At 64.6% G+C, this 17966-nt stretch carries 21 protein-coding genes and 1 riboswitch; of the genes, 10 read left to right on the top strand and 11 right to left on the bottom strand.

The genetic code is table 11. From position 1 onward, the window contains the following. Positions 1-34: 34 nt before the first annotated feature. Entirely contained in the window at positions 35-835 is an 801-nt protein-coding gene (locus CGS25_RS14635) for a helix-turn-helix domain-containing protein (RefSeq protein ID WP_232802428.1), read from the bottom strand. Positions 836-927: 92 nt separating this feature from the next. Here CGS25_RS14635 and CGS25_RS14630 point away from each other — a divergent pair, with 92 nt between their 5' ends. The 5 genes from CGS25_RS14630 (at position 928) to murI (ending at position 3587) form a co-directional block, all read left to right on the top strand. Continuing rightward, a complete protein-coding gene (locus CGS25_RS14630; protein WP_101675919.1) occupies positions 928-1344 on the top strand; it encodes a hypothetical protein in 417 nt (138 codons plus the stop codon). Positions 1345-1463: 119 nt separating this feature from the next. Continuing rightward, positions 1464-1643: a hypothetical protein gene (locus CGS25_RS14625; protein WP_101675918.1), complete on the top strand. Its 180-nt coding sequence runs from the start codon at positions 1464-1466 to the stop codon at positions 1641-1643. Between the two features lies 1 nt (position 1644). Further along, positions 1645-1833 carry a DUF1272 domain-containing protein gene (locus tag CGS25_RS14620; protein WP_101675917.1) on the top strand — a complete coding sequence of 63 codons (189 nt, stop codon included), beginning with the start codon at positions 1645-1647 and terminating at the stop codon, positions 1831-1833. Then, the gene (locus tag CGS25_RS14615) at positions 1830-2675 is read left to right on the top strand and encodes an alpha/beta hydrolase family protein (RefSeq protein ID WP_101675916.1); all 846 of its coding nucleotides are present in this window, start codon (positions 1830-1832) and stop codon (positions 2673-2675) included. Before CGS25_RS14620 ends, CGS25_RS14615 begins: the two co-directional genes overlap by 4 nt. 120 nt (positions 2676-2795) lie before the next feature. Then, positions 2796-3587, top strand: coding sequence for a glutamate racemase (gene murI / locus CGS25_RS14610; RefSeq protein WP_089031268.1), 792 nt, complete (start codon positions 2796-2798; stop codon positions 3585-3587). Positions 3588-3970: 383 nt separating this feature from the next. Here murI and uca read toward each other — a convergent pair whose 3' ends face one another. The 10 genes from uca to CGS25_RS14555 all read right to left on the bottom strand — a co-directional run bounded on the left by uca (position 3971) and on the right by CGS25_RS14555 (position 14431). After that, positions 3971-7570, bottom strand: a complete 3600-nt coding sequence (gene uca, locus CGS25_RS14600; RefSeq protein WP_101675915.1) for an urea carboxylase — start codon at positions 7568-7570, stop codon at positions 3971-3973. 95 nt (positions 7571-7665) lie between these two features. After that, the gene (locus CGS25_RS14595; RefSeq protein ID WP_101675914.1) at positions 7666-8304 is read right to left on the bottom strand and encodes an urea amidolyase associated protein UAAP2; all 639 of its coding nucleotides are present in this window, start codon (positions 8302-8304) and stop codon (positions 7666-7668) included. A 26-nt stretch (positions 8305-8330) separates the two neighbouring features. Further along, positions 8331-9089, bottom strand: a complete 759-nt coding sequence (locus tag CGS25_RS14590) for an urea amidolyase associated protein UAAP1 (RefSeq protein ID WP_101675913.1) — start codon at positions 9087-9089, stop codon at positions 8331-8333. 30 nt (positions 9090-9119) lie between these two features. Beyond that, positions 9120-9902, bottom strand: a complete 783-nt coding sequence (locus CGS25_RS14585; protein ID WP_089031272.1) for an ABC transporter ATP-binding protein — start codon at positions 9900-9902, stop codon at positions 9120-9122. 2 nt (positions 9903-9904) lie between these two features. Then, positions 9905-10720 carry an ABC transporter permease gene (locus CGS25_RS14580; RefSeq protein WP_101675912.1) on the bottom strand — a complete coding sequence of 272 codons (816 nt, stop codon included), beginning with the start codon at positions 10718-10720 and terminating at the stop codon, positions 9905-9907. Positions 10721-10783: 63 nt separating this feature from the next. Further along, on the bottom strand, positions 10784-11860 hold the full coding sequence (locus CGS25_RS14575; protein ID WP_089031274.1) for a putative urea ABC transporter substrate-binding protein: 1077 nt from the start codon (positions 11858-11860) through the stop codon (positions 10784-10786). 58 nt (positions 11861-11918) lie between these two features. Further along, positions 11919-12022: riboswitch (guanidine-I (ykkC/yxkD leader) on the bottom strand. Between the two features lie 252 nt (positions 12023-12274). Continuing rightward, positions 12275-13048 (bottom strand): dienelactone hydrolase family protein, encoded by a 774-nt coding sequence (locus CGS25_RS14570; RefSeq protein ID WP_089031275.1) that lies wholly within the window; start codon positions 13046-13048, stop codon positions 12275-12277. A 40-nt stretch (positions 13049-13088) separates the two neighbouring features. Continuing rightward, positions 13089-13418 carry a hypothetical protein gene (locus CGS25_RS14565; protein ID WP_089031276.1) on the bottom strand — a complete coding sequence of 110 codons (330 nt, stop codon included), beginning with the start codon at positions 13416-13418 and terminating at the stop codon, positions 13089-13091. A 91-nt stretch (positions 13419-13509) separates the two neighbouring features. After that, the gene (locus CGS25_RS14560; RefSeq protein ID WP_089031277.1) at positions 13510-13830 is read right to left on the bottom strand and encodes a hypothetical protein; all 321 of its coding nucleotides are present in this window, start codon (positions 13828-13830) and stop codon (positions 13510-13512) included. Between the two features lie 199 nt (positions 13831-14029). Next, complete coding sequence (locus CGS25_RS14555; protein ID WP_089031278.1) at positions 14030-14431, bottom strand: hypothetical protein; 402 nt, start codon at positions 14429-14431, stop codon at positions 14030-14032. Positions 14432-14566: 135 nt separating this feature from the next. Between CGS25_RS14555 and CGS25_RS14550 the strand changes: the two genes are divergently transcribed. From CGS25_RS14550 to CGS25_RS14530, 5 genes are read left to right on the top strand one after another with little or no spacing between them, the layout of a single operon-like run. After that, entirely contained in the window at positions 14567-14899 is a 333-nt protein-coding gene (locus CGS25_RS14550) for a GIY-YIG nuclease family protein (protein WP_232802427.1), read from the top strand. After that, positions 14896-15486 (top strand): LemA family protein, encoded by a 591-nt coding sequence (locus CGS25_RS14545; RefSeq protein WP_089031280.1) that lies wholly within the window; start codon positions 14896-14898, stop codon positions 15484-15486. Before CGS25_RS14550 ends, CGS25_RS14545 begins: the two co-directional genes overlap by 4 nt. Then, positions 15486-16223, top strand: coding sequence for a TPM domain-containing protein (locus tag CGS25_RS14540; RefSeq protein WP_089031281.1), 738 nt, complete (start codon positions 15486-15488; stop codon positions 16221-16223). The genes CGS25_RS14545 and CGS25_RS14540 overlap by 1 nt, the downstream gene beginning before the upstream one ends. Beyond that, positions 16223-16834 carry a TPM domain-containing protein gene (locus CGS25_RS14535; RefSeq protein WP_089031282.1) on the top strand — a complete coding sequence of 204 codons (612 nt, stop codon included), beginning with the start codon at positions 16223-16225 and terminating at the stop codon, positions 16832-16834. Before CGS25_RS14540 ends, CGS25_RS14535 begins: the two co-directional genes overlap by 1 nt. Positions 16835-16854: 20 nt before the next feature. Next, positions 16855-17406, top strand: coding sequence for a hypothetical protein (locus CGS25_RS14530; RefSeq protein ID WP_089031283.1), 552 nt, complete (start codon positions 16855-16857; stop codon positions 17404-17406). The last annotated feature ends 560 nt before the right edge of the window (positions 17407-17966 follow it).

Raw genomic sequence — 17966 nt, 5'->3', positions numbered from 1 at the left:
CCATGACATAAGTCGCCAGGGCCGCCGTTGCCGGTCAGCCGGCGCGCTGCTTTGGCGCCGCCGCCGCGCCATCGTGAAAGAACGCCCGGGTGGCGTCGTCGGCCGGGAAATAGTGCTCGATGCGCAGTTCCTCCACCACCACGTCCACGGCGGTGCCGAAGCTGGCCAGGGTGGAAAACGACGACAAAAGCTGCCCGCCGAGGCGCAACTGCAGAGTCAGCATCGGCTCCGCGATCTGTGGTGTGTGCGCTTCCAGAGCGTGCAGATCGGCAAGCTCGGCGAGACGCCGCCACAGGCGCTGCAGTTTGGGGTCGGGGCGCAACGCCAGATCGCGGCGCAGGCGCCGCAGCAGGAAACCCGCCACCGTCTCCCAATTGACGATGAACGGGCGGATGCCGTCCGGATGGAACACCAGCTCGACGATGTTGGTGGTGGCCGGCAGTGGCCCGGCCTCCTCGGCGATGGCGGTGAGCAGCGCCTGCTGGGCGCTGTTGGCCATCAGGATGTTCCAGTGCGCGTCGAGCACCGCGGCCGGGTAGGGCAAATGGTTTTCCAGCATCACTTCCAGGGCCTGGCGCACCGCCGCCAGGGCCGGGTCATCCAGGCGCGTTTCCCCGTACACCGGCGGGTGGCCGGCGGCCAGCAGCAACTGATTGGTGTCCCGGCAGCTCAGCTCCATGGCCTCGGCCAGCCGCCTCAGCAGCGCCGAGCTGGGCTGGGCCCGGCCGGTCTCCACGAAGCTTAAATGGCGGCTCGACACCTGCGCCCGCCCGGCCAGCTCCAGCTGGCTCAGGCGGCGTGTCTTGCGCCAGTCCGCCAGAATTTTCCCCGCCATCAACGCCACCATGGTGGTTACCTCACAGGTAATTGTTTCGCTTATTCGAACATCGGATTCTGACTCTACCAGAAACGAAATGGAGAAAGACCATGCCTTGGAAATCCCTGAAAAGCGCCTTGTTGTTCAATGCCTTTGCCTGCGTGCTGATCGGCGCGCTGCTGATTGCCGGTGCCGCCGCGGTGGCGGCCCTGGCCGGCGCCGACGCTGGCGCCATCGCGCCGTGGGTGTGCACCCTCGCCGGGGCCGCGCTGCTGTTGCTGGCGGTGGATCTGGCCTTTGTCGCCACCCGGCCGGTGATCCCCCTGACCCTGGCGCGGCTGCTCACCGCCGCCGACGCGGTGTTCGTGGTGGCCACCCCGGTGGTGATGGTTGTCGCCGCCCCCTGGTTGTCCAACCTGGGTCAATTAATGCTGGCGGACCTGGCCCTGCTTACCGCCTTCTGTGTGTGGTGCCAGTGGCGGGGCTTGCGTCGCGAGCAGGCGGCACCGGCCCGGGCCGGTGCCTGAGCGATCCGCCGGTTCCTTCGCCCCGGGGTGGCCGGGCTGGCCACCCCGGTACGGCGCTTGCGGCACGCCGTGCAACACCGTTTACTCTGGGAACCGATTCTGCCGCATGGGGAAACATCATGGGCGACGTGGTTCCGTTTCAACGACCGGCCAAAAAGCGGCCCAAGCAGGGGCTGTGCCAGCATGGCTACCATAAGTGGACCGTCGTTAAAGACACCGAATTCGACAGCAAGCAGGGCAAGCTGGTGACCCGCTACCAGTGCCAGCGCTGCGGCAAACAGAAAGTGGAGGCTCGCTGACATGCTGGACATGAAATCCGAGTGCGAACACTGCCAGACCGGGCTGGAGCCCGCCGGCGAAGCGTATATCTGCTCTTATGAGTGCACCTTCTGCGTGGACTGCTGCACCGCGTTGAGCGCGCAGTGCCCCAACTGTGGCGGCGAGTTGATCCGGCGCCCGCGTCGCCAGCCGCCCCCGGAGCGGGCATGAGCCACGCGCCGGTAACCGTGGCTACGCCTTCGGGCTATAAGGTGCCGCTGACCTGGCTGCCGGGGCAATCCGGGGCCCCGGTGTTGCTGGTGCAGGCGGCAATGGGAGTGGGCGCGCAGTTCTATACCCGGCTGGCGGCGGCGCTGCATGAGCGGGGCCTGCAGGTGGCGGTGATGGAGCCACGCGGCCAGGGCGCCAGCACGCTGCGCCCGGGCCGGCGCCAGGACTGGGGCTTCGCCGAGGTGCTCGACAACGATCTGCCGGCGGTGCTGGGCTGGCTGCGTCAACAGGACCCGGGCGCGCCGCTGTATCTGTTCGGGCACAGCCTCGGCGGGCACTACGCCGCGATCACCGCCGGGCGCTTTCCCAACCAGGTGCATGGCGTGATCATGGTGGCCACCGGCAGCCCCTGGTGGCGCGCCTTCCAGGGCGACGTGCGCACCATGGTGCGGCGCCTGATCCGGGTGATCCCGGCGGCGGGCCTGCTGTTCGGTTATTACCCCGGCGAGCGCCTCGGCTTCGGTGGCCGTGAGGCTCGCACGGTGATGAAAGACTGGCGCCGGCTGGCGCAAAGCAATCGCTATCGTGCCCATGGGCTGAATAAGGATCTGGACGCCGGCATCGCCACGTTCACCGGGCCGGTGCTGGCGGTGCGGCTGGCGGACGACGCCTTCGCGCCGGCGGCGGCGGTGGACGCCGTCACCGGCAAATTCCGAGCGGCCCGCCTCACTGAACGGGTCCTGGACGCCGAACAGCTTGGCGACAGGGCGGATCATTTCCGTTGGGCGCGTCAGGCCGGAGTGGTGGCCGCCCTCACCGGCGACTGGCTGGCCGGTGTCTGAGGCGCGCCTTTATTCGAGCCCGGCAAGGGGGTATCTTTCCGGGTCTCCACGCATTGCCGGACAACCCGGGTTGATGGTGTGCCTTTATCGTCGTGCAACGCGGATGGGCGGGACTCGCCCGTGAATCCGCCGATTCTGATTTTCGATTCCGGTGTTGGCGGTCTGTCGGTCGTGCGTGCCTTGCGCGCACAGTTGCCCGGCGCCGCGCTGGCCTACGTGTTTGATAACGCCGCGCTGCCCTATGGCACCAAGCCGGACGACTGGCTGGTGGCGCGCATCGTGGCGGTGTGCGAGGCGGCGGTGGCGGCCAGTTCCGCCCGCGCCCTGGTGGTGGCCTGCAACACCGCCAGCACCCTGGCCCTGGACGCCCTGCGCCAGCGGCTGACGGTACCGGTGGTGGGCACGGTGCCCGCGATCAAGCCCGCCGCCGCGCTCAGCCGCAGCGGCGTGATCGGCCTGCTCGCCACCTCGGCCACCGTATGCCGCCCTTATACCGACCGCCTGATCGACCAGTTCGCCGCCGGCCACACCGTGGTGCGGGTGGCCGCCGACGCCCTGGTGGCGCAGGCGGAGCGGTTGATCGCCGGGGAATCTCTGGACCCCAGTGTCCTGGACGCCGGCCTGGCGCCGCTGTGGGCCCACCCACGCCTGGACACCGTGGTGCTCGGCTGCACCCATTTCCCGTTGCTTAAAGAGGCGCTCGCCGCCCGCGCGCCCCGTCCGGTGCAGTGGGTCGATTCCGGCGACGCCATCGCCCGGCGCGTGGCGCAAGTGATCGGTGAGCTGAACGGCCAGGGTCATGACGACCCGCAACCGGTTTGGAGTACCGCCACGGTGTCCGCTGGGCTGGTCGCCGGCCTGGCCCGGTACGGCTTTCCCGCGCCGCTGCGGTTGAGCCTGGAGGACGGGTGATGCGTTGCGTCGCGGGCCTCCGGGCAGTTGGGGTCGCTATATCGATTACTTCGCCGATCCGGATCGGTCACCTCTGGGAAGTGGCTTACAATCCGGATTTCTGGCCCGGGCCAGAGTAAACACCGGAATACCTTCCCCCTCTCCCCAACCCCTCTCCCGCCAGGGGAGAGGGGCTTTATTTCAGTCAGGCCTCTCTCTGTCTCTCCCGCCGGGTAAGGGGCCACGAAGCGCGCGTTCCATGTTGTGCTGGGAAGCGCGCAAGGGCGGCTCGCATGCCATTCTGGAGAGTGCCCTCTCCCCTTGCGGGAGAGGGACAGGGAGAGGGGACGGCCGGACGTGAACCGTCCGTTCCGCCGAATCGCGTGCCTTTTAACCTTTAACTTTCAACTTTCGTTCCCCAACACCATCACCGCCTGGCCGGCATTGATCTGCTGGCCTTCCTGGCGGGCAATGTGCAGCACCGTGCCGGCGTGTGGGGCGAGCACTTCGATTTCCATTTTCATGGATTCCAGTACCGCCACCACCTGGCCCTCGGCGACGGTGTCGCCTTCGGCCACCTCCAGTTTCCAGATGTTGCCGGCGGTGGGGGATTCCACCGGCGTGCCTTCGGGCAGCGCGTCGCCCTGGTCGGTGTTCAGGTCCTGTTGCGATTCGAAATTGATCTGGCCGCTTTCCACCCAGCGTTGCAGTTCTTCGTCGAAGGCGCGGTTGCGCTTGTCGGTAAAGGCGCGGATGTCGTTTTCGTGGGTTTCCAGGAAGCGTTGGTATTCACCCAGGTTGAAGGTGGTTTCCTCGACCCGGAACGGGTAGCGGCCTTTGGGAAAGTCGCGGCGGATTTGCCGCAGCTCTTCGGCGGAGACCTCGTAAAAACGGATCTGGTCGAAGAAGCGCAGCAGCCAGGGCTGGGTAAACGCCTCGGTTTTGTGGAAGCGGTTCCACATCTGCATGGTGCGCCCCACGAACTGGTAGCCGCCGGGGCCTTCCATGCCGTACACGCACAGATAGGAGCCGCCGATGCCCACTGAGTTTTCGGCGGTCCAGGTGCGCGCCGGGTTGTATTTGGTGGTGACCAGGCGGTGGCGCGGATCGTAGGGGGTGGCCACCGGCGCGCCCAGGTACACATCGCCCAGGCCCATCACCACATAGCGGGCGTCGAACACGATCTTCTTTACTTCATCGACGCTTTGCAGGCCGTTGATGCGGCGGATGAATTCGATGTTGCTGGGGCACCAGGGCGCGTCCTTGCGCACCGATTGGGTGTACTTTTCAATCGCCAGGCGGCAGGCCTCGTCGTCCCAGCTCAGCGGCAGATGAACGATGCGCGAGGGCACTTCCAGGTCGTCTTGTTTGTCCAGCGTCAGCTCGGCGCGCTTCAGTATTTCGAGCAGCGTTGCACGCGGCAGCCGCGCCGGATCGAAGTGCACTTGCAGCGAGCGGATGCCCGGGGTCAGTTCGAGAACGCCGTCGAGCCGTTCCTGTTCCAGCCACAGCATCAGTGCGTGGGCGCGAAAGCGCAGGCGCAGATCCAGTTCCAGCGGGCCGTATTCCACCAGCAGATAGCGGTCGCCGGCGGCCCGGTACACCACTTCCGGGCCGTGGCTCTGCGCCTCCAGGCGGTCAAGAATTGGCGTGCTCACCGTGGCCGGGGCGGGCGTCAGCGAGGGGGCGGTGAGCTCTTCGAGGCAGAGGGCCTGTTCCGCCGCCAGGGCGTCGGCGTCGTCCAGACTGACCGGTACGAAGCGCAGGGTATCGCCGGCTTTCAGTTGCCCCAGTTTCCAGCGGTCGGCGAGGATCACCGTGGCCGGGCACACGAAGCCACCCAGGGAGGGGCCGTCGGGCCCCAGGATCACCGGCATGTCGCCGGTGAAATCCACGGTGCCCACGGCGTAGGCGTTGTCGTGAATGTTGGACGGGTGCATGCCGGCTTCGCCGCCGTCGCTGCGTGCCCATTGCGGTTTCGGGCCAACCAGGCGGATGCCGGTGCGGCTGGAGTTGTAGTGCACTTGCCAGTCGGCGCGGAAGAAGGTGGCCATGTCGTCGTCGGTGAAGAAATCCGGCGCGCCATGGGGGCCGTAGATCACCCGCAAGTGCCATTGAGTGCCCAGCGTCGGCATCAACGCTTCGGGCACGGCGGCGGTGTTGGCGGTGCCCGGCCGGTCGCCAAGGTGCAGCACATCGCCGGTGCGCAGGGCGCGGCCACCGTGGCCGCCGAACTGGCCCAGGGTGAAGGTGCTGCGCGAGCCCAGGTAGGGCTGGCACTGAATGCCGCCGGCCACGGCGAGGTAGGCGCGCGCGCCGTCGCCGTGCACCTTGCCGAGCTTAAGGGTCTGACCGGCGCTGATCGAAACCGCCTGATAACGTGGCACCGGCCGGCCGTCCAGAGCGGCGCTCATGTCGGCGCCGGTGAGCGCCACGCGGGTGTCGCGGTTAAAGCGCAGGGTTGGGCCGTTGAGGGTGAATTCCAGGCCGGCGGCGTCTTCGCGGTTGCCGAGCAGGCGGTTGCCGAGCCGGAAACTGAGGCTGTCGAATGGGCCGGAAGGGGGCACGCCAATCGGCCAGTAGCCGCGCCGGCCGGGGTAATCCTGCACCGTGGTCAGGGTGCCGCCGGCGAGCACGTCGAGGGTATCGGGATGGTAGTCGAAGCCGTTCAGATAGCGGGTGGTCATGTGGCCGTCACCGAACACCGGGTCGGCGAGAATCGCCAGCACGTAGTGGCGGTTGGTTTCGATGCCTTCCACCAGGGTGTCTTCGAGCGCATGTTTCAACGCGGCGAGCGCGTGGTCGCGGTTTGGTTGGTGAACGATCACCTTGGCCAGCATTGGATCGAAAAACGGCGATACCGTCAGGCCGGGTTCAATCCAGTGGTCGATGCGCAGATGCTCACCATCGGCGTCGGGGAACGCCACGCTGGTGAGCAGCCCGGCGCAGGGCTGGAAATCCTTGTTCGGGTCTTCGGCGTAGAGGCGCACTTGAATGGCGTGGCCACGCGGCGTCAGCGCGGCGGCGCGGGCGCTCAGATCGGGCAATTCGCCGGCCGCCAGTTGCACCATCCAGGCGACCAGATCAACGCCATAGACCTGCTCGGTGACGCCGTGCTCCACCTGCAGGCGGGTGTTGACCTCAAGGAAATAAAAACGGTTGCTGTCCTGGTCGAGAATGAATTCCACGGTGCCGGCGTTGCGGTAGTTGACCGCCGCCACCAGCCGGCGGGCGGTGTCATGCAGGGTGGCGCGTACGTCGTCGGGCAGGTTGGGGGCCGGGGTTTCCTCGATCACTTTCTGGTGGCGGCGCTGGGCGGAACAGTCGCGCTCGCCCAGCGCCACGGCGCCGCCCTGGCCATCGCCGAACACCTGCACCTCAATGTGCCGGGCCCGTTCGATGTATTTTTCCAGGAACACGCCGTCGTTGGAAAAGTTGTTGGCGCTGAGGCGACGCACCGTGTCCCAGGCTTTGCGCAGGCCGTTGTCGTCGTGGCAGATCTGCATGCCGATGCCGCCGCCGCCGGCGGTGCTTTTCAGCATCACCGGGTAGCCGATTTCGCTGGCGGCGTGCAGTGCCGCCTGTGGGCTTTCCAGCAGGCCGGTGCCGGGCAACAACGGTACGCCGGTGTTCTCGGCCAGTTGCCGGGCGGTGTGTTTCAGGCCGAAGTCGCGCATCTGTTGCGCGGTGGGGCCGATAAAAGCGATGCCGCTGGCTTCGCATCGCTCCACGAATTCGGGGTTTTCGCTGAGAAAGCCGTAACCGGGGTGGACCGCGTCCACGCCATGCTCTTCCATCAGCGCGAACAGTTTGTCCTGGTTCAGATAGGTCTGCGCGGCGTTGCCCTCGCCCAGGCTCAGGGCCTGGTCGGCGAGCGCCACGTGGCGCGATTCGGTGTCGGCGTCCGCGTACACCGCCACGCTGGTCACGTTCAGTGCGTTCAGGGTGCGGATGATGCGGGTGGCGATGGCGCCACGGTTGGCGATCAGTACCTTCTTGAACATGAGGTCGGCTCTCTTGCCAGGGCGGGCCGTCCCGCCTTTTGTCGTTACCATCGCCGGGGTCGTCCCCGCAGGTGTGCTGCGCGCAAGTCGGCGCGTTACTGCCAGATCAAAATTTCAATCGGCGTGGGGTCGTAACCGTTGCAGGGGTTGTTGAGCTGCGGGCAGTTGGAAATCAGCACCGTGGTGTTGATTAGCGCTTTCATCTCCACGTATTTGCCGGCGCCGGAGATGCCGTCTTCGAAAGTCAGGCCGCCTTCGGCGGTGACCGGCACGTTCATGAAGAAATTGATGTTGTGGGTCAGGTCGCGTTTGCCCAGATTGAACTCTTCGTGCTCGCTGACGGCCCGCAGGTAACTGTCGCGACAGGCGTGCATGCAGCGCTTTTCCAGGTCGTAGCGCACGGTGTTGCTTTCGGTGGCGCAGGCGCCGCCCAGGGTGTCGTGGCGGCCGCAGGTGTCGGCGGTGATTTCCAGCATCGGCGTGTTGCGACTGGAGCGCAGCAGCGTGCCGGCGCTCAGGTAAACGTTGCCCTGCTCGCGAATGGTGTCCATCGCGCTGTAGCGCTCGGCGCTGTCCTCGGCGTTGAAGAACAGGGTGTCCGCCGCCTGGTTGCCTTGCAGATCCAGGATGCGCAGGGTCTCGCCGGCGCGCAGCACCTTCAGGAAATAATCGCCGGCGGCGACCACCTGGCGGAAGGCGGCGTCCTCGGCTTTCAACAGGCTTTCTTTGATCATGTCATCCTCCTCTTGGGCGACAAGCCTCAAGCTGTAGACGGGCGGGTGCCGGTCAGCTTGTCGCTTGCGGCCCCGTCCAGGTAATACAGGCGATTGTTCTCGAACGCGCGGGCGTTCTCCGGGCGAAAGTTAAGGCAATAGTCGTCGTCGCCCGGCGGCGGCGCCGTCAGCATTTCGCACAGCACCGGATTTTTTGGATATTCAACGGCGGGGTTGAGCGGGTGCGGGCAGGTGTGCATCAGCACCAGGGTGTCCATCTCGAAACGCAGCGTGAGGCTGGCGCCGGCTTTCGCCGCGCCGGTGTCGAAGCGCATCTGGCCCTGGTCGTCGGTGACGATCTTGCTGAACAGGTTCAGATTGGCGGCCAGGTCGCGCTCGCCGAGGCCGTGTTTGGCCAACTCCACCAAAAAGCTGGTGTGGCCGCTCAGGGTCCAGTCGTTGCGGAACTCCTGATAGCAATGTTCGCCGTACTTTTGCGCGAGCTGATCGGGGTGAAGGTTGCCGCACACGGTGTCGTGCCAGCCGAAGCTGTCTTCGATGATCGACGCGAACACCCGGCCCATGTCCGAATACAGACAGTTGCCACGGGTCAGCTTGAAGGTGTGCTGGCCTTTTAACGTATCCGGGGCGTTGTAGCGCTCCAGTTTTTCCTCGGGGTTATAGAACAGCATGCCGACGTTGGCGCCGCCTTCCACATCGGTGAGACGCAGGCAGGTGCCGCGCCGCATGCGGAAGGACCAGTGCGCGCCGCCGGGCATGGTGTACTGGTAAAGCGGTTCGTTCATGGCGTTCTCCTGTTGCTCGGTTGTTGCGGGTCAGGCGAGAGCGCGGGCGGTGGAGTCCACGCTGTGCGAGATCGATTGCAGCGTGCCCTTGTCGCTGTTGCCGACCGGCAGGTCGTAGGTGACACGGGCGCCGTAGCGGCCCGGGTCTTGCGGGTCGAGGCGCTCTTTGTCGAACACCCAAAGGCGGGTGCCCAGATAGAAGCCCTCGGCCAGATCGTGGGTGATCATGAACACGGTCAGGTTTTGCTTTTGCCACAGGTCCAGCACCAGCTTGTGCATGTCCCGGCGGATGCCCGGATCAAGCGCGCCGAACGGTTCATCCAGCAGCAGAATGCGCGGCCGCTTGATCAGCGTTTGCGCCAGTGCCAGGCGTTGCTGCATGCCACCGGAAAGTTCGTGGGGGTACTTGTCCAGCGCCTGGCTCAGGCCCACCGACTCGAGCATTTCCCGCGCTTCGTCGCGCAGCGCCCGGCGGCGCGCGCCGAACGCCAGCCCCAGCCAGCGGTTGGCGCTCAGCTCGCCGGCGAGCATCACGTTGCGCAGCGCGCTCAGGTGCGGCAGCACCGAGTAGCGCTGGAACACGATGCCCCGGGTTTCATCTGGCTCGGCGGCGATTGGCTCGCCGTCCAGCAGCAGTTGCCCGCGGCTGGCTTGTTCGGTACCGAGCATCATTTTCAGGAAGGTGGTTTTGCCGCAGCCAGACGCGCCGACAATGGTGACGAATTCGCCTTCTTCCACCTTGGCGTTGAGGCGTTCCAGGACCACCTGATCGCCGTATTCTTTCCACAGGTTTTTGATTTCAATCGCGGCCATGGTCACTGCGCTCCGTGAAACCAGGGGTAACGCCAGCGCGAGTACCGGGCCAGCGTGAAGTCGATGATGAAAGCCAGGAAGGTGATCCACACCACGTAGGGCAGGATGGTGTCCATGGCCAGGTAGCGGCGCACCAGGAAGATGCGGTAGCCGAGCCCTTCGGTGGCGGCGATCGCTTCGGCGGCGATCAGGAACAACCACGCCGAACCCAGCGACAACCGCACCGCGCTGAGCAGGCGTGGCATCACCTGAGGCCACACCAGGCGCAGCACGATCTGCCAGGTGTTGGCGCCCAGGGTTTGCATCTTGATCACCTGCTCGGCGGGGATTTCCTCGGCGCGTTGCTGCATGTCGCGAATAATGAACGGCGTGATGCCGATGATGATCAACATCACCTTGGCCAGTTCGCCGAGGCCGAAAATAATGAACAGCACCGGCAGGATCGCCATTGGCGGCACCAGCGAGAGCCCGGTGATCAGCGGCGAGAAGCCGGCGCGCAGATAAGGGATGGTGCCGGTGGCGATGCCAAACACCAGGCCGATGCTGGCGCTGATCAGCACGCCCAGCGCCAGCCGCTTGAGGCTTGCCACGGTGTCCACCCAGAGCTGGTATTCGCCGGTGCGCTTGCTGGGTTCGAAGGCCATCCGGTCGATGGCGTCCACGAAGCTGCTCATGGCCGGCAGCAGCTTGTCGTTGGGGTTGGCCTCCAGGCGCGCGTCGGAGGCCACCAGGTAGCAGATCGCCAGCAGCACGAAGGGCAGCAGGCCCAGCGCCCACTTGCCGACCCGGCCCGGTTCACGGTTGATCAGTTTTTTCATGGCGGTTCCCGAGGCAATGGAAAGCGTGGACAGAGCGCCGGCCTTGCGGCCGGCGGGGCCCGCTTACAGCTCGCCCTTGGCGGCCATTTCCATATAGGCGGGGTCGAAGCGCAGCTTGATGTTGCCGTCGGCGCCGTATACCCCGCTGGGGGTTTGCACGCCCACGAAGCCGGCGTCCGGCGCGCCGTCACCGAGCAGGCCGTGCTCGAACGAGAATTCGGCGACCCGCTGCATGGTGGTTTTCAGCTCGGCGCTGTTCACGAACGCCACCGCTTCCTCGGGTTGGTAGAACATGCGGGTGGCGTCGAGCTGCTGTGCAAAACCGGCGCGATCGGTGCCCGCTACCGAAGCCATGTGGTCGCGGGCTTCGTCACCCTTGGCGCCCTTGCTCTTCATGTCGGCCATGATTTCGTACCAGGCGCCGGTGAGCGCTTTGCCCAGGGCCGGGTTGTCTTTCAGGGTGGCGCTGTTGACCACCATCAGGTCGATGATCTCGCCGGGGATTTGCGAGGAATCGAACACCTTGTGGGCACCGGGTTCGGCGGTGATGGCGCTGAGCAGCGGGTTCCAGGTGGCCACCGCGGTGACGTCATCGGTTTGATAGGCGGACACCAGATCCGCGTCGGAGGTGTTGACCACGGTGAGGTCTCGCTCGCTCAACCCCACTGAGTCCAGGGCGCGGGCAAGCAGGTAGTGAGACACCGACAGCTCCACCAGATTGACGTTCTGGCCCTTGATGTCGGCGAGGCTGTCCTTGTTCTTCAGAACGATGCCGTCGTTGCCGTTGGAGAAGTCGCCAACGATCAGGGCGGTGGTGTCCACGCCGCCGGCGGCGGGAATGGTGAGTGCATCCATATTGGTCATGGTGCAGCCATCGTATTGACCGGCGGTGTACTGGTTGATCGATTCGATGTAGTCGTTGATCTGCACCACGTCGATGTCGATGTCGTATTTGTCCGCCCACTTGTCGACGATGCCCTGAGCGGCGCCGTAGTCCCAGGGGATCCAGCCGACATAAATCGACCAGCAGACTTTGAAGCTCTGTTTTTTTTCGGCCTGGGCGGTGGTGGGCAGGGCGGCGATGACAAACAGCATCGCGAACAGGGTGGCGGCGAAACGGGTAGGGCTCGGGCGGGTCATGGTCGGACCTCCTTGGATTACGGGCATTGAGGAATCCAATGACAGTGTCGTCATGGTGTCCTCCCGGGCTTTTGTCCCGCCGTGTAACCTTCCAGGAAGGTCGAGCGCTCTCGGACCAGCCATCAGCGGCATTCGCTGACCGGAACCCTAGCGCTCTATTGGTGACGCTTTGTTGAGTCGTGATGGCAACACCGGCCATTCGATTCCTGCGGTAACAGGAGCAAAACCAATGCCAGAATGGCCAGGCCCCATTTCTCAAGGGCTGGCGTGGGAGCGGCCGGGCAAGGCTGGCCGTTATGGGGCGCGGAGATGGTCTTTATTGGTGCGGCGCGACCCAAAACGGGGCGCCCTGCGGAGAGAAAACCGGGCACGCCGTGGCCGGCGCGCCGATGGCGAGAACGTCGCGACAGCCTGTTAAGGTGCGCCGATAAAATCGAGCAGGGCGGACCAGCTGCTCAAATCCGCTTCTTTGTCGTAGGCCAGCGGCAGATCAAAGCGTTTGCCGTTCTCGTCGGCTTTGGGGTTGGTAAAGCCGTGCTTGGCGCCGGGGTAGCTGAGCAACTCAAAGCGCGCGCCGGCGGCGGTCAGTTCCTGAACCAGGGCGCTGACCTGCTCTGGCGGCGACATCGGGTCGGCCTGGCCGGTGGCGACCAGCACGCGCGCTTTGATGTCGCCGGCGGCGGCGCGGTGATGGGTGCCCAGGGAGCCATGGAAGCTGGCGACGCCGGCCAGATCATTGCCCTTGCGAGCCTGTTCCAGCACCACGCCGCCACCGAAGCAGTAGCCCACCGCGAAGAGGCGGGCGTCGTCCACGTATTGCTGATCCCGCAGAATTGCCTTGGCGGCGTTGAAGCGCCGGGTCATCAATTCCGGCTCGGCGAGGGCCTGCTCCATGAAGGTTTTGGCGTCCTTGGGGTGATTGGCGACCTTGTTGTTGCCGTACATGTCCACGGTGAACGCCACATAGCCTTCTTTGGCCAGCATCCGTGCCCGGTTGCGCACGTAGTCGTTCATCCCCCACCACTCGTGCACCACGATCACGCCGGCGGTGACTTTGTCCAGGTCGTCGTCCATGAACAGCACGCCCTGGCCAAGGCCATCGGGCAGGGTTACATCACGCTGGATCACGTCGGCCAGGGCGGTGCCGGAAAGCAGCAGGCCGGTCAATAACAGGCTTAGAAAACGCATCGGGATCTCCTGGGAAAAGGCGGGCGGAGGAACAGGGGCATCAGCGAGATTCCTGGGAATCGTCCCAGACCCAGCGCAGGGGTTCGCCGAAATCATCGTAAATCAGTTTACGCCGAGGCGATTTTTTTGGCGCCGGGCGGGGGCTCTTTTTTTTGCGTGCATCAATGGCCGCGACCACCGCGGACAGGTCGGTGCGGGAGGCGGGAGGGCCTTTGGAAAAAGGCAGCGGACGCTGCCCGCGTGGCAGCTCGGCCTGGTCGGCGCTGGCGCCATTGGGAATCTGTCTGATACGACCGCCCTTGGCGAGGTAGCGCTCCATTTCGCGCCGCAAGCGCTGGCGCTGTTGTTCCTTACTGTTGCGGACTTTCATGGGGGCCAGGGGAAGGCGGGGACAGTCAACGTTCACCATAACAGCGCGGCGGGTGCCGCGCCATGGTCGGGCGCGGGGCGGGCGCCGTGGATCAGAAAGACCAGTGGTCCCGGGTTGGCAGAGGATTGCGCGGGTCGTCGCCATGGGGATCGTTCATGCCCAGCACCTGGATCTGGTTGCCGACGTCGCGGCTGGCACGGATGCCGGTGGTGGCGCTGCTTTGCTGAGTGTCGCTCTCGGGCACGCTGACTTCCGCGCGGCCTTTGTCCGCGAGATCGGCGAGCCCCGCCATCTGCGTGACCAGGATCGACAACACCGGCGCGGGGACATGCCGGGGGTGCGATAAGCCGGCCATGGCGGACGCGCCAGTCACCAGCGCCAGACCGGAAGCCAACAGAAAATGCCTGATCATTGCCGTTCCCCTTTTTGATGTTCGCTGAAAATACCGATCATCGGGTGAAGAGCGCGCGAACGTTATGCAACTCGACGCTCAGCGGTGACGGATCAGCGGACCGATCAGTCTACGGCAAACAGGCGGCCAAACCAAACACGGCCCGGCCCAGAGCGGTCGGACCCGTGCATCGGGCGCGTCAAACGGGCCTGATAAAGCTTTATAAAGAGGTGTGGGGCTGCCCGGTGGAGGCGGCCGGCGCCTGTGCGCGAGTGGGGCTGCAATTCTTGATCACCACCTTGCCTTCCAGCAAATTGCCGCGGGAATATTCCCGGAACAGGCATTCGTTGGTTTCCGGGTTGTAGTTCTCGATCCACAGGTTATCGCCCTTCCAGGTGGCGGCGATGTGCTGCTGGCCTTCCGGTACGGTCACGGTCATGGTGCCGCCCAGGCGTTTGACGAATATCTGTTCAAGCCAGAAGTAATACAGGCCGGTGCCGACCAACCATAACAGTACCGCGAGGATCAGTGCCGGCTTCCATTTGCCCATGCGCACCCCCACGCTGAACAGCACGGCGAAGATGATCGCGGCGAGCAGAAGCCAGTACAGATAGGTAATCATGTGGAACTCCGTTAGGGTTATGGTTTGCGGCAATGCCGTTTTCGATAATAGCAATCTGACACGTGGCGGGTGTAAAACCGTGCAACACAGGCAGGACGCCAGCCCGGCGGCCAACGCAAACAGGGTGAGCCAAGGGTGAGCAATACGCCCGGTTGGTGGGTGTATATGATGCGCTGCGCCGACGGCTCGTTGTACACCGGTGTCACCACCGACGTGCTGCGCCGCTGGCTGGAGCATAATGACGGCCCGCGCGGTGCCCGCTACACCCGTGCCCGCCGCCCGGTGCGGCCGGCGCTGTGCGTGGCGGTGCCTTCTCGGGCCGCGGCGGGCCGCCTGGAAGCACGCTTGAAGGCGCTTTCCCGCGCCCGCAAGGAACGACTGTTACAGGCTGTTTTCGCCGGCGCGGTTGCCAAGCCGGCGGGGAATTGCTTGACTGCTGCCAACCTGAACATGGAGAGCCACCAATGAAGCTGTTGCGCGCGTTCGTGCTGATCTGGCTGGCCGGCACCCTGGCCGGCTGCGGGATCAACAACATTCCCACCTACGATGAGCAGGTGAAATCGGCCTGGGCACAGGTGGAGAATCAGTACCAGCGGCGGGCGGATCTGGTGCCCAACCTGGTCAATACGGTAAAAGGCTTCGCCAGCCAGGAACGCGAGGTGTTGGTGGCGGTCACCGAGGCGCGCGCCAAGGTCGGCTCGATCCAGGCCAACGGCGATCTGATCAACGACCCGCAGAAGCTTAAGCAATTCGAGCAGGCCCAGCAGCAGCTCGGCTCCGCGTTGCAAAGACTGATGGTGGTGGTGGAGCGTTACCCCGACCTGAAATCCAACCAGAACTTTCTCACCCTGCAATCCCAGCTTGAAGGCACCGAGAATCGCATCGCCGTGGCCCGGCGCGACTATATTGCCGCGGTGCAGCAATACAACACCGAGATTCGTACCTTCCCCGGCCGTCTCTGGCACAGCGTGCTCTACGGCGAAATGGAAGTGCGGCCCAATTTCGAGGCCACCACCGAGGGTGCTGACCAGGCTCCCAAGGTCAACTTCAACTGATGAAGCCGCTGCGTCTTTCTTTATGGTTGCTGCTGGCGGTGGCGCTGCCCGCCCTGGCCGCGCCGCAGTTCCCCGAGCTCACCGGGCGGGTGGTCGACAACGCCGATCTGCTCAACCCGGCCCAGGAGCAGGCGCTGGACACGCGCCTCGCCGAAGCGGAAGCGACCACCTCCAATCAACTGGTGGTGCTCACCGTGCCTGACCTGCAGGGTTACGACATCGCCGACTATGGCTATCAGCTTGGCCGCGCCTGGGGCATCGGCCAGAAAGGTCGGGACAACGGTGTGGTGCTGATCGTGGCGCCGGCGGAACGCCAGGTACGCATCGAGGTGGGTTACGGCCTGGAAGGGGCACTCACCGACGCGCTCTCCTCGGTTATCATTCAGAACGATATCCGGCCGGCTTTCCGCGCCGGCGATTACGCCACCGGTATCGAGCGCGGCGTGAACAGCATCCTCGCCGCCATCGCCGGTGAATACAAAGCCACCGCCAAGCCTCAGAAAAGCACCAGTGGCAAGGCGGCGTTCGTATACCTGATCGTGCTGGTGGTGGTCACCTTCCTGCTGATCGGCCTGGGTGGCGGTGGCGGTGGGCGTGGTGGCCGCCGCAGCGGTTTGATGTTCCTGCCCCTGGGCATGGGCGGTTTCGGCGGTGGCGGAGGCGGCGGCTTTGGCGGCGGTGGCTTCGGTGGCGGCGGCGGTGGTTTTGGAGGCGGTGGCGCCTCGGGAGGTTGGTAATGCTGCTTAGCGAAGAAGACCGCAAACGGGTCGCCCGCGCGATCGCGGCAATCGAGAAAGACACCGACGCGGAACTGGTCACGGTGCTCGCCGGCCAGGCCGACGAGTACCACTACATTCCGCTCATGTGGGCGGCGCTGTTGTCGCTGGTGGTGCCGGTGGTGCTGTCGTTCACGCCCCTGTGGCTGGCTCCTCTGGAGGTGCTGCTGGCGCAATGGACCACCCTGGTGGTGCTGGCGCTGGTGTTCCGCTGGCCACCGCTGATGATGCGTCTGGTGCCGAGCCGCGTGAAACAATGGCGCGCCGCCAACCTGGCCCGTCGCGCCTTCCTGGACCAGGGCTTGCACCACACCCGCGGGGGCCACGGCATGCTGGTGTTCGTCAGCGAGGCGGAGCACTACGTGGAAATCATCGCCGACCGAGGCATCGCGCAACACGTGCCCGACGAAACCTGGAAAGCCATCGTCGACACCTTCACCGCCCACGTTAAACAAGGCGAAGTGCTCAACGGCTTTCTCGAATGCATCGCCTCCTGTGGCGACGAGTTGATCACCCATGTGCCTGCCACGGAGCAGAAGAACGAACTGCCGAATCATCTGGTGATTCTTTAAATAGGGGTAGGGGACTGGGGATGAAAAGGGGATTATTGGTCGTAATCAGCGCCCTCGTGCTGGGTGGCTGTGCTTCGGCGGCGAAAATGGAAAACATCGCTGCTGAAAACACATCTGTTGCTTACCCATCCGAGTTGAAGCAGAGCACTTCGCGGGTCCAGGTGAGTGGCGGGCAAGAGACCAATCCTCTGCTGACGGCTAAAGTCTCGAATGCCGCTTTTTCACAGGCGTTGGAGAATAGCCTGAAGGCTGCTGATCTATGGAGTGAGGAGGGCCGCTTGCTCCTTACCGCCGACATTTTGCAGGCTTCCAGCCCAATGGTCGGGATCAGTATGAAGGCCACGATAAGCGTGGAATACACCCTGATGACTCAGGACAGTCGGGCGGTAAGGCTGCAGAAGACCATCACAACCACCGGTAAGGCGACACCCGGAGACGCCTTTATTGCCGCGACCCGCCAGCGCATCGCCATGGAACGATCCGCAAAAGAGAACATAGAAGCTCTGTTGCGGATTTTATCGGAGATGAACTCTCTATCACTGGGTATGCAGCCCTCCGCTGAACAACGGTAAGCAGCGCGTCTTGCGGGAAATCAAGGAGGCGCCCCGGCGCGGCCCCTTCGCGGTCAAGGACCGCTCCCACACCGCAGGCAAGCGCCGTGGCCGCGCGTGTCGGGCCTTTCCACAACGCCGCTGTGGGAGATTCCATGGTGTCTTGCAAGAGCAATGACCGTGAGAAGATACCTCTTACCGCCGTTGACGCCCTTTGGGGCGTTCTACTTGATTCGTGGCGTTGCCACTCACCCTTCAGGCCGCTTTCGGCGTTCCAGCCGCAAGCGGCTGGTCTTGCTTGTTTCAAGTCAGATTCACGCCACTGAGCAACGAAGCCGCTGTGGGAGCGGTCCTTGACCGCGAAACCGGCGCAGCCGGACGGTGATCCTGCCCCGCCACGCGCATTTTCGGATGACATCTGAAATGCGCGCCGGTCAGGTGTCGTTCTCGAGGTTCCTGTTCTCCCGGGGAATCATATTCCTTGATGACGGTAGCAAGGGCGGACTTGAACGGGCACGCCCAGTGCGCCGATCCCAGCCCTATAAAAAGCAGGGTCGGCCAGATTGAATGCGATGAACTTC

Source organism: Alloalcanivorax mobilis (genome assembly GCF_002864685.1).
Taxonomy (GTDB): domain Bacteria; phylum Pseudomonadota; class Gammaproteobacteria; order Pseudomonadales; family Alcanivoracaceae; genus Alloalcanivorax; species Alloalcanivorax mobilis.
This window is presented reverse-complemented; position numbering and strand designations above follow the sequence as displayed.